Annotated in this window: 13 protein-coding genes and 1 tRNA gene; 8 read left to right on the forward strand and 6 right to left on the reverse strand. The window is 75.1% G+C overall.

All coding sequences use genetic code 11. The annotated features are described in order from the left end of the window. The 3 genes from PUR71_RS22475 to PUR71_RS22485 all read left to right on the forward strand — a co-directional run. On the forward strand, positions 1-424 hold a 424-nt coding region (locus PUR71_RS22475; RefSeq protein ID WP_329928876.1), incomplete at its 5' end, for a carboxyl transferase domain-containing protein. 20 nt (positions 425-444) lie between these two features. Then, on the forward strand, positions 445-681 hold the full coding sequence (locus PUR71_RS22480) for an acyl-CoA carboxylase subunit epsilon (protein WP_329928877.1): 237 nt from the start codon (positions 445-447) through the stop codon (positions 679-681). Positions 682-798: 117 nt separating this feature from the next. Then, positions 799-3,783, forward strand: a complete 2,985-nt coding sequence (locus PUR71_RS22485; RefSeq protein ID WP_329928878.1) for an AfsR/SARP family transcriptional regulator — start codon at positions 799-801, stop codon at positions 3,781-3,783. 21 nt (positions 3,784-3,804) lie between these two features. Here the strand turns inward: PUR71_RS22485 and PUR71_RS22490 are convergent, their stop codons facing one another. Then, positions 3,805-4,041, reverse strand: a complete 237-nt coding sequence (locus tag PUR71_RS22490; RefSeq protein ID WP_329928879.1) for a hypothetical protein — start codon at positions 4,039-4,041, stop codon at positions 3,805-3,807. A 218-nt stretch (positions 4,042-4,259) separates the two neighbouring features. Here PUR71_RS22490 and PUR71_RS22495 point away from each other — a divergent pair, with 218 nt between their 5' ends. Next, positions 4,260-6,071, forward strand: coding sequence for an AfsR/SARP family transcriptional regulator (locus tag PUR71_RS22495; protein ID WP_329928880.1), 1,812 nt, complete (start codon positions 4,260-4,262; stop codon positions 6,069-6,071). Between the two features lie 34 nt (positions 6,072-6,105). On the opposite strand, the gene PUR71_RS22500 is transcribed toward PUR71_RS22495, so the two are convergent. Continuing rightward, positions 6,106-6,333, reverse strand: coding sequence for a DUF6269 family protein (locus PUR71_RS22500; protein ID WP_329928881.1), 228 nt, complete (start codon positions 6,331-6,333; stop codon positions 6,106-6,108). Positions 6,334-6,490: 157 nt separating this feature from the next. Here PUR71_RS22500 and PUR71_RS22505 point away from each other — a divergent pair, with 157 nt between their 5' ends. Further along, positions 6,491-7,966 (forward strand): FAD-dependent oxidoreductase, encoded by a 1,476-nt coding sequence (locus tag PUR71_RS22505; RefSeq protein ID WP_329928882.1) that lies wholly within the window; start codon positions 6,491-6,493, stop codon positions 7,964-7,966. A 607-nt stretch (positions 7,967-8,573) separates the two neighbouring features. Here PUR71_RS22505 and PUR71_RS22510 read toward each other — a convergent pair. Together PUR71_RS22510 and PUR71_RS22515 are read right to left on the reverse strand one after the other, a co-directional pair. Continuing rightward, a tRNA-Lys gene (locus PUR71_RS22510) sits at positions 8,574-8,646 on the reverse strand. Further along, complete coding sequence (locus PUR71_RS22515) at positions 8,637-9,431, reverse strand: nucleotidyltransferase domain-containing protein (protein WP_329928883.1); 795 nt, start codon at positions 9,429-9,431, stop codon at positions 8,637-8,639. Before PUR71_RS22515 ends, PUR71_RS22510 begins: the two co-directional genes overlap by 10 nt. A gap of 156 nt (positions 9,432-9,587) precedes the next feature. Between PUR71_RS22515 and PUR71_RS22520 the strand changes: the two genes are divergently transcribed. The 3 genes from PUR71_RS22520 (at position 9,588) to PUR71_RS22530 (ending at position 12,384) form a co-directional block, all read left to right on the forward strand. Beyond that, the gene (locus tag PUR71_RS22520) at positions 9,588-10,823 is read left to right on the forward strand and encodes a DNA glycosylase AlkZ-like family protein (protein ID WP_329928884.1); all 1,236 of its coding nucleotides are present in this window, start codon (positions 9,588-9,590) and stop codon (positions 10,821-10,823) included. A gap of 9 nt (positions 10,824-10,832) precedes the next feature. Then, positions 10,833-11,591 (forward strand): SDR family oxidoreductase, encoded by a 759-nt coding sequence (locus PUR71_RS22525; protein ID WP_329928885.1) that lies wholly within the window; start codon positions 10,833-10,835, stop codon positions 11,589-11,591. 88 nt (positions 11,592-11,679) lie between these two features. Then, positions 11,680-12,384: a tyrosine-protein phosphatase gene (locus tag PUR71_RS22530; protein ID WP_329928886.1), complete on the forward strand. Its 705-nt coding sequence runs from the start codon at positions 11,680-11,682 to the stop codon at positions 12,382-12,384. 29 nt (positions 12,385-12,413) lie between these two features. Here the strand turns inward: PUR71_RS22530 and PUR71_RS22535 are convergent, their stop codons facing one another. Continuing rightward, positions 12,414-12,854 carry an RICIN domain-containing protein gene (locus tag PUR71_RS22535; protein ID WP_329928887.1) on the reverse strand — a complete coding sequence of 147 codons (441 nt, stop codon included), beginning with the start codon at positions 12,852-12,854 and terminating at the stop codon, positions 12,414-12,416. Beyond that, positions 12,847-14,001 carry a low temperature requirement protein A gene (locus PUR71_RS22540; protein ID WP_329928888.1) on the reverse strand — a complete coding sequence of 385 codons (1,155 nt, stop codon included), beginning with the start codon at positions 13,999-14,001 and terminating at the stop codon, positions 12,847-12,849. The genes PUR71_RS22535 and PUR71_RS22540 overlap by 8 nt, the downstream gene beginning before the upstream one ends. Positions 14,002-14,112 lie beyond the last annotated feature (111 nt).

The following is a 14,112-nucleotide window of genomic DNA, read 5'->3' on the forward strand; positions in this document are numbered from 1 at the left end:
CATCATCCGGCACGGCGCCAAGCTGCTCTACGCCTACTGCAACGCCACCGTCCCGCGCATCTCGCTCATCCTGCGCAAGGCGTACGGCGGCGCCTACATCGTCATGGACTCCCAGTCCATCGGCGCCGACCTCACCTACGCGTGGCCCTCGAACGAGATCGCCGTCATGGGCGCGGAGGGGGCGGCCAACGTCGTCTTCCGCCGCCAGATCGCCGAGGCCGAGGATCCGGCGACGATGCGTCAACAGCTCGTCAAGGAGTACAAGACCGAGCTGATGCACCCGTACTACGCGGCCGAGCGCGGCCTCATCGACGACGTGATCGATCCCGCCGGGACCCGCGCCACCCTGATCCACGCCCTCGCCATGCTGCGGACCAAGCACGCCGTCGGACCGGCCCGCAAGCACGGCAACCCCCCGGTGTAGGCGAAGGAGTGAGCAGAGGAGTGAGCAGAGGAGAGAGCGTCATGCCCGGCGAGAGCGCGTCCGCGCTCGAAGGCCCGCTCGGGCCCGCCCTGTTCCGGGTCATCGGCGGCAGCCCCACCCCGGAGGAACTCGCCGCGATCGCCGTCCTGCTGAGCGCCCGCGCGAGCGCGCGGGACACCGCCGACGACCGGGCCCCGGCCGCCCGCTGGGAGGCGGGCGAGGTGATCCCGCCCGCCTCCTGGGCCGCACGGCACTAGCGTCGCTGGCAGCTTGCTGCCGTCCGCGTTGCGGCCCCGCTCCGACGACCTGTAACTCAGAGTGAAGAGGTCGGGGCCATTCCGGATGTGGCGGCGGCCGAGTCGAGGAGGGCAGCCGTGCTTCAGGTGGTGTTCCGGATCCTGGGGCCGCTGGACATCAGCGCCGACGGACGGCCGGTCGCCCTCCAGGGCGCCCGCCAGCGCACCGTGATGTCCATGCTGCTCCTCGCGCCCGGCCGGGTGGTCTCCGTCGACACCCTGGCCGACGCGGTCTGGAACGGCAGCCCGCCCGCCACCGCCCGCAACCAGATCGCCATCTGCGTCTCCGGCCTGCGCAAGACCCTCAAGACCGCCATCGGCATCGACGACCTGATCGTCACCAGCCACCCCGGCTACCTGCTGCACCCCGGCGAACACCGCATCGACGCCGTCGAGTTCGAGGAGCGCGCCGCCGAGGGCCGGGAGGCCGCCCGGCGCGGGCGCCCCGAGGAGGCCCGCGCCCACTACGAGGACGCCCTCGCGATGTGGCGCGGCCCCGCCCTGGCCGGCATCACCGCCGACGCCGTCGAGGCCGAGGCCGCCCGGCTGGCCGAGCTGCGCCTGGACGTCCACGAGCAGCTCACCGCGCTGCGCCTGGACCTCGGCGAGCACCGCGAACTCATCGGCGACCTCACCGCGTTCGTCCGCGAACACCCGCTGCGCGAGCAGTCCCTCGCCCACCTGATGCTCGCCCACTACCGTGCCGGCCGACGCGCCGAGGCCCTGGAGGCCTACCGCGACGGCGCCCGGCTGCTCGCCGACGAGCTCGGCATCGACCCCGGGCCGACGCTCCAGGAGCTGCACGAGGACATCCTCAACGACGCCCCCAAGCTCACCCTGCCGACTGCCCCCGCGGCGGCGCCGGCCCTGGCCGTACCAGCCCACCTGCCGCCGGTGCCCGCCGCGTTCACCGGCCGCCACCAGGAACTCGCCGCGCTGGACCGGCTGCTGGAGCACCAGGGCGGCGCGTCGCTGCCGGTCGGCTCGATCATCGGCACCGGCGGCGTCGGCAAGACCGCGCTCGCCGTCCACTGGTCCCACCAGGTCGCCGCGCGCTTCCCGGACGGCCAGCTCTTCGCCGACCTGCGCGGCTACGACGAGGAGGAGGAGCCGCGCCGCCCGGCCGCCGTCCTCGACCGCTTCCTGCGCGCCCTGGGCGTGCCCGGGCCGCAGGTCCCGGCCGACCCGACCGAGCGCACCGCGCTGTTGCGCAGCGTCCTGTACGACCGGCGGGTACTGATCGTGCTCGACAACGCGCGCTCCTTCGAACAGATCCGCCCGCTGCTGCCCGGAGGGTCGAACTGCTGCGTGCTCGTCACCAGCCGCGACAGCCTGAGCAGCCGGCTCGCCGGCGACTACGCGTTCGTCCCGCTGCACCTGGCCTCGCTCGGCGAGGACGAGGCCGTCGCACTGCTGTCCCGGGTGGCCGGCCCCGAGCGCTTCGCCGCCGACCCGGCCGGCGCGGCCCGGCTCAGCGAACTGTGCGACCGGCTGCCGCTCGCGCTGCGGATCGCCGCGGCCCGCCTGGCCGCCAAGCCGCACTGGACGGTGCGCACCCTCGTCGCCCGGCTGGAGGACCAGCACCGGCGGCTGGACGAACTCAGCCTGGACGCCCGCGGGGTGCGGGCCGGCTTCCGGCTCAGCTACCGCGACCTGCCTGCCGGCGCGGCCCGGATGTTCCGGCTGCTCGGCTCGCTCAACGTCACCGAGTTCTCCGCCTGGGCCGGCGCCGCCGTGCTCGACATCGACCCGGTCGACGCCGAGGACCTCATCGAACAGCTCGTCGACGCCCAGCTGCTGGAGCCGCTCAGCGCCAGCGCGGGCCACGTCCGCTACCGCTTCCAGGACCTCCTCCGGCTCTTCGCTCGCGAGTGCGCGCTTGCCGAGGACGGAGAAGGTGACCTGAGGCAGGCCCTGCGGCGGGCCTGCGCGGTGTGGCTGGGGCTGGCCAAGGAGGCCCACCGCCGGGTCTACGGGGGCGACTTCACCGTGGTACCGGGCACCGCCCCGCTGCATCCGCTGCCCCGCCACCTCACCGACGACCTGGTCGAGGACCCGATGGAGTGGTTCGAGGCCGAGCGCGGCGCGATCAACGGGCTGATCCAGCAGGCCGCCCGCGACGACGAGTCCGGCTACGCCTGGGACCTGGTGATGACCACCGTCACCCTCTACCAGAACCGCAACTACCTGGAGGACTGGCGCGAGGGCGCCGAGGCCGCGCTCGCCACCGCCCGCCGCACCGGTGACGCCCTCGCCGAGGCGGCGATGCTGCACTCGCTCGGCACCCTGGAGATCGTCCAGTACGAGCACGACAGCGCCTACCGGCGGCTCGGCCTGGCCCTGCGCCTGTTCGAGGAGCAGGGCCAGGACCAGGGCCGCGCCCTGGTCCTGCGCAACCTGGCGCTGTGCGAACGCCAGCGCGGCGACCTGGACCGGGCCGTGGAGACCGGCCGGCGCTCCCTGGAGATCTTCCGCAGGGGCGGCGACCGCTACGCCGAGGCCCATGTGCTGGGCCTGCTGGCGCAGATCGAACTGGAGCGCGGGGACGCGCAGGCGAGCCTGGTGCTGTCGTCGGAGGCGGTGGCGCGCAGCAGGGGGCTGGGCACCGTGCGGGGCGAGGCGCAGAGCACCGTCCGGCTGGCGGAGGCGCTGATCCGCGCGGGCGACGGGGTGCGGGCCGAGGAGGCCTGCCGGCGCGCGCTGGAGCTGGTGCTCGGCAGCGGCGACCGGCGCGGGGAGACGCACGTGCTGCGGGCGCTGGGCGAGGCCCTGTGGTGCCAGGGCCGGGGCGAGGAGGCGGAGCCGGTGCTGCGCAGCGCGCTCCAGGCCGCGGAGGCGGTGCCGGACACGTTCCTCCAGGCCAGGGCGGGCGCGGTGCTGGGCTGCGTGCAGGCGCTGCGCGGGGACCGCGACGGCGCGGTGGCGATGCTGCGGACCGCGTCGGGCCTCTTCGCGGAGGTCGGCGCGGGCGGCTGGTCGGAGCGGGTCGACGGGCTCATGGTGGCGATCGCGGACGGCGGACCGGTCGACTCGGGGCGGCTGTTCGGCCTCGTGCAGCCCTGACGGGGAGCGTTCCTCGCGGGATCAGGTCCACGGGTCGTCCTTCTTCAGGGTGGAGCCGACCGGGTGGGTGCTGGCAGCGGCGGCCCGGACCGAGGCGTTCGTGGCGTTCGAGGAGTCCGCCGCGACCGCGGTGCCCTGGCCCGCCGCCACCCCGCCGACCGCGACGAGGAGCACGGCCGCGCTCGCGGCGAGCCTGCCGAGCGGGGCGACCACCGCGGTGTGAGCGGTCTTGCGGGCGGAGAGAAGAGCGCTGTTCACGGTGGCCTCCAGGACCTCTCGTTCGTCCGCCTGACCCGGTGTCCTGCGGTACGCCGTGAACGCTACGGAGACCGCGTTTTGGGGCGCTTTCAAAGCGCTTTCGATCCGCCGAAATCGATCCGAGAGCGGCCCGACAGCGGGATATAACCGCAGGTCAATAGCGTTTCGCCCAGGTCGGCCCGCGGGCGTTCGCGGGCCCTGGACGGTCGGGGGCCGGCATGGACTTCACGCTTCTCGGGCCGGTGTCGGCCGCCGTCGACGGCCGCGCGGTCGAGCTCGACGGCGCCAAGCAGCGCACCGCGCTGGCCGCCCTGCTGCTCGCGGGCGGCCGCCTCGTGCCCGACGAGCGGCTCACCACCCTGCTGTGGGGCTGGGAGCCGCCCGCGACCAGCACCAACCAGCTCTACACCTACGTCTCCCGGCTGCGCACCCGGCTCGGCGCCGGCCACGGCCTGCACCGCCACGGCGCCGGCTACCGGATGGACACCGCCGGCACCACCGTCGACTGGGACCGCTTCCGCGAACTCGCCGACGCCGGCCGGGCCGACCTCCGGGCCGCCCGCCACGCCGAGGCCGAACGCCGCCTCGCCGACGCGCTCGCGCTGTGGCGCGGGCCGGCCCTCGGCGACGTCACCGAGCACCTGGCCGCCGCCGAGGGCCCCCGGCTGGCCGAGGCCCACCTCGCCGCCGTCGAACTGCACGCCGAAGCCGCCCTGGCGCTCGGCCGGCACGACGAGCTGCTGCCCGCGCTCACCCGGCACGTCACCGCGCACCCCGTCCGGGAGCGGGCCCGCGCGCAGCTGATGACCGCGCTGTTCCGGGCCGGACGGCAGGCGGACGCCCTCGCGCAGTACGAGCAGGCGCGGCGGCTGCTCGCCGAGGAACTCGGCATCGACCCCGGCCCCGAGCTGCGCGCCCTGCACCAGGAGATCCTCACCGGCACCCTGGCGGGACCGGCCGCGCCCGAGCGGACGGCCGTCACCGTCGCCCCGGCCGCGGCCGCCGAGGAGCCCGCCGTCTCCTGTGCCGAAGAGCCCGCCGCCCGCCCCGCGCTGCTCCCCGCCGCGCCGCGCGACTTCACCGGCCGCGAGAGCGAACTCCGGTTCGTCCTCGACGCGTTGCAGGACGGGAGGGACGTCACCGTCACCGGTGCCCCCGGCACCGGCAAGTCCGCCCTCGCCCTGTACGCCGCCGAACGCGCCCGCGACGCCTTCCCCGACGGCCAGCTCCACGCCGACCTGCGCGAGACCGACGGCACCCCGCGCAGCCCCCGGCAGGTCCTCGGCTGGTTCCTGCGCGCCCTCGGCACCGCGCCCGCCCACATCCCCGACGGCCTCGACGAACGCGCCCACCGGTACCGCACCCTGCTGGCCGGCCGCCGCATGCTCGTCGTGCTCGACAACGCCGCCGACGACGCCCAGGTCCGCCCGCTGCTGCCCGGCGGCGGCGCCACCCGCACCCTGGTCACCGGCCTGCGCCCGGCCCTCGCCGCCCTGGAGGGCGCCCGACTCGTGCGGCTCGGCCCGATGAGCCCCGCCGAGGCCGCCCGACTGCTCGCCTCCGTCGCCGGCCCCGAACGCCTCGCCGCCGACCCGGAGTCCACCGCCCGGATCGCCGAGTACTGCGACCGCCTCCCGCTCGCCCTGCGGATCGCCGCCGCCCGCCTGGCCGACCGCCCGCACTGGCGCCCGGCCCGGCTCGCCGACCGGCTGGCCCCCGCCGAGCGCCGGCTCGGCGAACTGCGCATCGGCAGCCTGGACATCACCACCGCGCTGCGCCCCGCCCTGGCCGCACTCGACGCCCCGGCCGCGCGCGCCCTGGCCGTCCTGGCCGCCGCCGGCCTCGCCGCCCTCACCGCGGCCGACGCGGCGGCCCTGCTCGACCTGCCCCTCGACGACGCCGAGGACGTCCTGGAGCGGCTCTGCGACGCCCGGCTCCTGGAGCCCGGCTCCGGCGCCGACCGCCCGGCCCGCTACCGGATGCCGGCCCTCGTCGGCCTGCTCGGGCGCTCCGCCGTCCTGGCGGCCTGAGGCCCTCTCCCTCAGGCCGCCCGCCGCTCCGCCCTCACCCGCACCCACCGGCGTGGCCCTCGTCCAGCCCGAAGGTCGCGATGTACCCGTTCTCCGCGGTGCCCCGCACGGCCAGCTCGCTCAGCGCGTCGACGTAGTCCGCCAGCAGCTCGGCCCACGGCGTGCCCCCGTCCTGCAGCAGCACGTCCTGGTCCAGGGCCGCGGTGCGCTCGATCTCGGACAGGACGTCCAGCGGGTGCTCGACCTTCAGTTCCTCGAACATCGTTCCCTCGTTTCGGTTCCGTCGGTGGCGTCGGGCCGTCGCCGGCCCCGCACCAACAGACTGGAACCGGCGCCTGTACCCGCCCTCCGCTCCGCCTTGCACCGCCCGTACAGATCCCCTATGGGCCTGCCACACAAGGTCGTTGAAGGATCCGGCCATGACCCTCGACGCCCGCACGCCCGCCCCCGTCGACCGCATCGTCATCGTGGGCGGCACGCTCACCGCCTGGATCGCCGCGGCCCGGCTGGCCTCCGCCCTGCGGGACACCGTCCGCGTGACGGTCGTCGAGACCGCCGAGCGCCCCACCGCCCAGGTCACCGCGCTCGCGCCCACCTTCCGGCGCGACCTGCTCGACCGGCTCGGCACCCCGGAGAGCGCCTGGCTGCGCGCCTGCTGCGCCTCCTTCAACGCGGCCACCCGCTACCGGGGCTGGCGCCCCGAGCCGGTCTACCTGCCCAACCCCGGCGCCGCCCCCAGCTGCGAGGGCTTCCCGCTCACCGACTTCTGGCAGCTGCGCCGCACCAGCGGCCACACCCTGGAACCCGTCGACCACGCGTGCTTCGTCACCCCGCCGCTGCTCGACGCCCGGAAGTCACCGCGCTGGCTCGACGGCCGCACCGCCTTCCCCCACGGCTGGCACGCCGACACCGCGATGCTCACCCACTTCCTGCGCCGCACCGCCGTCCGGACCTGCGGCGTACGGCTGCACAGCGCGGAGGTCCTCGGCGCCGAACGCGACCCGGCGGGCCTGGTCACGGCGCTGCACACTACCCGCGGCCGCGAGGAGGCCGACCTCTTCCTCGACTGCACCGGCCGCGCCGCCCGCCTGCTCACCGGCGTCCTCGGCGAACCGTTCCGGCCCGCCGACGACGGCCTCCTCCCCGACGCACTCGCCACCGTTACCCTCCCCCACGACAGCGCCCACCACGGCGTCGCGCCCTACACCACCGTCACCACCCGGCCCGAGGGCCACACCTGGCAACGCCCCCTCCTCGACCGCCGCACCACCGGCCTCGCCTACGCGAGCGGGTGCACCGACGCCGCCGAGGCCGAACGGATCCTCGGCGCACCGCCCGGCGCCGTCGTCACCCACACCGCCGCCCCCGCCGGACGGCTGCGGCGCAGCTGGGTCGGGAACTGCCTGGCCCTCGGCACCGCCGCCGCCAGCGCCGACCCCCTCGACGAGGACCACGCCGACACCCTCGCCCTGCTCGACCAGCTGGTGCGCGACTTCCCCTCCCGCGACGGCCGCACCACCCCGGCCGCCCGCTTCGACGCCACCGCCGCCGCCCTGCACGAGCGCGCCCTCGACCTCGCCCGGCTCCGCCGCCTCACCTCCCCCTACGCACCGCCCGTCCCCGCCCCCGACCACCTGCGCCGGGTCCTCGACGCCCACGCCGCCGGCCTCGCCCCAACCGCCGACGAGCTGCCGCTGCGCGCCCTCCTCACCGCCCTCACCCCGCACACCGCCACCCCGCCCCCGTCCCTCGCCCACCACCCGCACGCGATCCGCACCGCCGACGACGCCTTCACCCGCATCAAGCGCCACCAGCGGACCCTGCTGGAAACCCTCCCCGACACCCACACCTACCTGACCGCCGCCACCTCCCTCCCGACCCCGGCCCTCACCTGACGGGGGCAACGTGAACCGATCACCGAATGGGGTGGAAGAGCTTCGGACGCATCGGCTACCGCCGGACAACGGACGGAGACGTGCCGCACGTACCGATCGTCGACGGCCACGCTGTCCGCCGCACCTCTGGGCCTCCGGCATCGAGGACGCCGCGAGCGTCGAGCCCGTCGACGTCGCCCCCGAGGGACGCTACCGTGCCGCCCCCGCGTGGCTGGACTTCCTGCGCTCGGCCCACGACCGCAAGCTGTCCCCCACCCAGGTCCTCACTGAGCTGACCGGCCGCCCACCGGAGGACACCGAAGGCCCGGCCGGGCGACCCTGCGCAACCGCGCCCTGTGGTTCGCGAAGAGCCTGCCGCTCGACCAGGAGGACACCACCAGACTCAGCCTGGATCACGGCAGCGAACGGTTGGGCACGCGACACCATCGACTTTGACCTGCTAGGAGCCGACCTCTCCGACACCGCCGCGCCGAACACCTCGTTCACCGACCACGCCGTGATCACCCGAGCCGAGGCCGAGGCCTCACCACGCCCGCACATGGCCGTCCAGTTCGTCGCCGCTGCTTGGCCCCGCCCTGCGAACGACATGTGGTCACCCCGTCCTTTGTGGGCCACCAGGGGCTCGAACCCTGAACCTACGGATTAAAAGTCCGCAGCTCTGCCAATTGAGCTAGTGGCCCGCAGCCCCGTCCCGTGTGGGGAGGGCCACCGCGATCCTACCCGGTGGGCACCAGGGGTCCGCCAGTGGATTGGGGGGACGCGCCGGAGCCGGGGATGCCGACGGTGGGGTGTAGTGGGCGGCACGGACGCGGCGGAGCCAGGCCTCGGCGGGACGCGGGTCGGGGGCGGCGGGGAGGACGCCAGGGTGGTCGAGGCGGTCGGCGGCGGCGGCGAGGAGCGGACGGGCGGCGGCCGGGTCGTCGGCGATGCGTTCGCCGAGGTCGCGGATGCGTTCGGGGTCGGGCAGGCGGACGAGGTTGGTGCCGGTCTCGTGCAGGCGGACGGCCTGTTCGACGAGCCGCGCCAGGTGGCGGGCGTGCTTGGCGGCGCGGCGCCGCGAGGTGGCGTCCGCGGTGTCGCGAGTCGACAGCTTGCGCAACTGCTGGTCCGCGTAGCCGAGGTAGGCCCTCCGGACGGCCGGCGCGCTGAGGAACGAGCTCCGGATGCCGATGAGTTCGTCGCCGAGCGGGGTGCGCGTGTCGTACAGGTCGTCGGGCAGCCAGACGAGTTCGGACGCGGTGGGGTTGCAGGAGAGCGCGAGGCGGCACCACTTGGCGGCCTCGTGCAGGGTGGCGTCCGGCCGGGTGGTCACGTGGGACTCGGCCGGGCGGTGCAGACCGTGCAACTCCTCGGTGGGGGTGGCGAACAGGCCGAGCCGGTCGATGTCGGAGCCGGCGTGGGCGAAGCCGTACGCGGTCGAGCCGACGATGCCGGCGAGGAGGACGGTTCCGGGTGCTGCGGGCATGCGGGTTCCCCTCTCGAACAGCTCGAACAGCTCGGACAGCCGCGGCGATGGTGCGCAGCGATGGTGCGCGGCACTTGACCGCATCCTCCCCGAGCAGGGCCGCGCCGGGCGACCGATTTCCTGCTCGGAGCCGGTCCGGCGGCCGATACTGGCCCCATGGAGCACGGACCGGAGACCCCCACCGAAGCCCACGCGGACGCCGACACCGCGAAGCTGCGCGCCTGGTGGTCGCACCGCCAGTGGCTGGACCGCCCGCGCCCCGGCGCGCCCGCCGCCGAGGTGCTGGCCGCCACCGGGTGGGCGCGGTCGGTGGGCGGCGCGGCGCCGTACCTGGGGCTGTTCGCGCGGGCCGGGCTGCGCCGGGCGGCGGTGGACGCGGCCGTGGCACGGCTGGAGGTGCACGAGCTGCCGGCGGCGCGCGGCTGCACGTACGTCCTGCCGGCCGCCGACTTCGCGCTCGGGCTGGCCGCCGGCGCCGGTGGGCCGGTCGCCGAACTGGTCGCCGCCGAGAAGCACTTGGGGGTCGGTCGGGACGAGGTGGAGAAGCTCTGCCTGGCCATCGAGCGCGTGCTGTCGGAGGCGGAGCCGCTGGACCCGACGTCGATCCGGGAGGCGGTCGGCGATGCGGTCCGTCCGCTCGGGGAGGCGGGGAAGAAGCGCGGCGTGTCGACGACGCTGCCGCTCGCGCTCGGGCTGATGCAGTCGCGCGGCCGGATCCGCCGGGTGCCCGTCAACGGCCGTCTGGACCAGCAGCGTTACGGTTACGTGGGCTGGGACCAGCCGGTGGCCGGGGGCGCCGTCGACCTCGCCCGCCGCTACTTCGCCTGGGCCGCCCCGGCCACCCTGCGGCACTTCCGCTGGTTCTCCGGCTTCACCGCGGCCACCGCCCGCCGGGCCGTCACCGAGGCCGGACTGGTGCCGCTCGCGCCCGGTTCGGAGTTCCTCATGCCACCCGAACTACTCGATGCATACGCCGAGTTCACGGCCCCGGACGAGCCGCACTACACGCTGCTCGCGGGCATCGACGGCATCCACCTCCTGCACCGCGACCTCTCCCGGCTGCTCGACCCCGCCGACGCCGCGCGCCCACTGCCCGCCGGCCGGGCCGGACGGTCGTTCGGCAGCGAGGCCGACCCGCAGACCCACGTGGTGCTCGACCGGGGCCGGATCGTCGGGCTGTGGGAGTACGACACCGACCGCGCGGAGATCGTCCTCCAGTCCTTCGTGCCGCCGGACGACGCGCTGCGCGAAGCGGTGGCCCGCACCGAGGCCTTCGTCCGCGACGAGCTCGGCGACGCGCGCGGGTTCAGCCTCGACTCGCCGAAGAGCCGCGCACCGAAGATCGCGGCCCTGCGGGCGATGGCGGGCACCGCCGGCCGGGCCACCGGGTAGCGTACGGACATGTCGACCACTCCTCCCGAGGTCCTGCTCGTCACCGGCGCGGGCCGCGGCATCGGCGCCGCCACCGCCCTGCTCGCCGCCCGTCGCGGCCACCACGTGTGCGTCAACTACCGCTCCGACGAGGCCTCCGCGGACGCCGTCGTGGCCGCGATCCGGGCCGAGGGCGGCACCGCCGCCGCCGTCCGGGCGGACGTCACCCGCACCGCCGAGGTGGAGCGGCTGTTCGCCACCGTGGACGGCGAACTCGGACCGCTCACCGGCCTGGTGAACAACGCGGGCACGCTGGAGCGGCAGTGCCGGCTCGAGGACCTCGACGAGGACCGGCTGAACCGGATCTGGGCGGCCAACATCACCGGCCCGTTCCTGTGCGCGGCGCAGGCCGTCCGCCGGATGTCCACCCGGCACGGCGGGCGCGGCGGGGCCATCGTCAACGTCTCGTCGGCCGCCTCCCGGCTCGGCTCGCCGAACGAGTACGTCGACTACGCGGCCGCCAAGGGCGCCGTCGACTCGATGACCCGCGGCCTCTCGCTGGAGGTCGCCGCCGAGGGCATCCGCGTCAACGCCGTCCGCCCCGGCCTGATCCACACCGACATCCACGCCCTGGGCGGCGAGCCGGGCCGCGTCGACCGGGTCGGGCCCCACCTGCCGATGGGGCGCGGCGGGCAGCCGGAGGAGGTCGCGGAGGCGATCCTCTTCCTGCTCTCCCCGGCCTCCTCGTACATGACCGGCGCGTTCCTGGACGTCGCCGGCGGCCGCTGACCGGGCTCGCGCGCAGCGGCCGGAAGGCACCGAAAGGCCTCTTCCGGTTTCCTTCCGCCGCCACCGCCCGCACCCGTACCGTGGTGCCATGACCGACGCCATCGACGCCTTCATCGACATCCCCGGCGTGCGCAACTTCCGCGACGCCGGGGGCATCGGCGCCCTCCGCCGCGGCGTGCTCTACCGCTCCGGCTCCCTCCACACCCTCACCGAGGAGGGCGCCCGGCGCCTCAAGGCCCTCGGCCTGCGCACCGTGATCGACCTGCGCAGCGCGTTCGAGCTGGAGGTCTGGCCCGACCTGCGGCACGGCCTCGACCACCAGACCCTCCACGTGCCGACCCTCCCCGCCGACCGCGAGGACGACGAGCACCCGTGGCCCGAGGACCAGGCCGCGCTCTATCCCTTCATGGCCCGCACCGGCGCCCCGTCGATCGCCGCGGCCGTCCGCCGCCTGGCCGCCCCGGAAGCCGTCCCGGCCGTCATCCACTGCGCCGTCGGCAAGGACCGCACCGGCCTCACCATCGCGGTCGTCCAGTCCCTCCTCGGCGCCTCCGAGGCCGAGATCACCGAGGACTTCCTGCGCTCCAACACCGGCCTCGGCCTCCTCGACGGCCCCACCCCGTACGTCGACGAGACCGGCACCGAACGCGTCTCCCGCCCGGTGTCCGCCGCCCTCCTCGCCTCCTCCCTCACCTGGATCGAAACCCACCACGGCTCCATCGCGGCCTACCTCGCCCCCCACGGCATCACCGCCGCCGACCTCACCGCCCTCCGCACCAACCTCTCCGCCTGACCCGAGCCGACGGGCGAAGCCCCGCCGACCTACCCCCGGCGTTCCAGGTGCCACCACTGGGTCGGGGAGTCGGCGTCCTCGCGCTGCTCCACGCCGGTCTCGGTGGCGGTCAGGGGCTTGCCGCCGATGAAGCTCGTGATGGTGTAGGTGCCCGGGGCGTCGTCGTGGTGTTCGAGGAGCCATTCCTGGGCGCCGAAGGCGTTGGCGGACCACTGCTGGATGGGGACGCCGTCGTCGGGGGAGGCGTTGGTGACGTCGAGGCGCTTGCCGCTGTTGGCGTTCTCCAGGTGGTAGAGGGCGCCGCCGGGGTGGACGGCGGTGAGGTGCCAGAGCTGGGCGTCGGTGCCGGTGGCCGCGCCGCAGCGGACGCGGGCTCCGCTGCGGCGGCTGCCGTCGGCGACTTCGAGGAGCAGGCCGTCGGCGGCGTTGCGGATCAGGTAGGTACCGTCCGTGATCGCGGTGTCAGTCACGGGGGAAGTCTGCCACCGGGGACCGACGGGCCTCGTAGGTGAAGGCGGCGGCGAGGACGGTGGCGGTGGCCGCGACCTGGGCGAGGGCGGAGACGGTGGTGCCGAGCCGGACGGTGGCGAGCAGGAGTGCCGCCGCGACGAGCCGGGGCGCGTTGGGGGTGAGGCCGAAGGTGCGGCGGATGGCGGTGTTCACCACGAGGTAGAGCGCGATGCCGCCGGCGAGGGCGCCGGCCTGCGGGAGGGTGATCGGGGCGCCGGGGTGGGCGACGGCGGACTTGACCCCGGCGGCGAACAGCAGGATGCCGAGCAGGAGTCCGCCGTGCCCGAGGTAGTAGACGGTGACGGCGGTCCAGTTGCGGCGCGCGGACGTGAGGGTGGCCATGTGGTGCTCGGCGCGCGCGTCGTCGTCGTGCCCGAAGTAGGCCCACCAGAGCCCGACGCAGACGGTGAGGCTGAGCAGCGCGACGGCGACGAGGGGCAGGGTGAGGTCAAGGCCCCCGGCGCCGACGCCGATCGCGATGACGGACTCGCCGAAGGCGATGATGACGATCAGGCCGTGGCGTTCGACGAAGTGGTCGGCGCGGAGCCGGAACTCGGGCAGCCGGGCGACCCGCGGGGTCACGAACTGCATGGCGAAGGCCGCAGCCCAGAAAACGAGTTGGAGGGTGCCCGTGCAGTAGCCGCCGGTCACGACCAGCGCGCCGCCGACCAGGTTGGCCCCGCCCATCCGCAGCACGGAGGCCAGCACGACGCCGGAGGCCGCGAACATGCCGGTGTGTACGGCGACGACGACCAGGTACGCCCAGCCGAACGCGACGCCGCTGCCCTCGAAGGCGTGCGGGACGGACAGCGACATCACCAGGAACGCGCCCATGGCGAGCATGAGGAGGCCGCGCCGGGGGTGGTTGCTGGGCGGCATCGCGTTGGTGAGCCAGATGAAGGCGTCGTACATCCACCAGATGACCGCCAGCATGACGAGCACCTGGACGAGGCCGTCGGCGGTGAGGTGGTGGGCCAGGCTGCCGGTGAGCTGGGTGATCGTGAAGACGAAGACGAGGTCGAGGAAGAGTTCGAGCGGGGCGACTTTCAGGGCGGGTTCCGCCTCGGTGCCGGCGGCGGGGGTGCGTATCGGATGGGGCGCAGTCACCGCGTGAGTATGCGTCACGGGACTTGCACCGCGCCGCGGGTTCCGCCGAAGCGCTCCGGGCGACCCCGCGCACCACCCCGCGCTGCCCTCCGCCCGGCCAGCCGCCTATGC

It is taken from the genome of Streptomyces sp. SP17BM10 (assembly GCF_036322405.1).
GTDB lineage: Bacteria > Actinomycetota > Actinomycetes > Streptomycetales > Streptomycetaceae > Kitasatospora.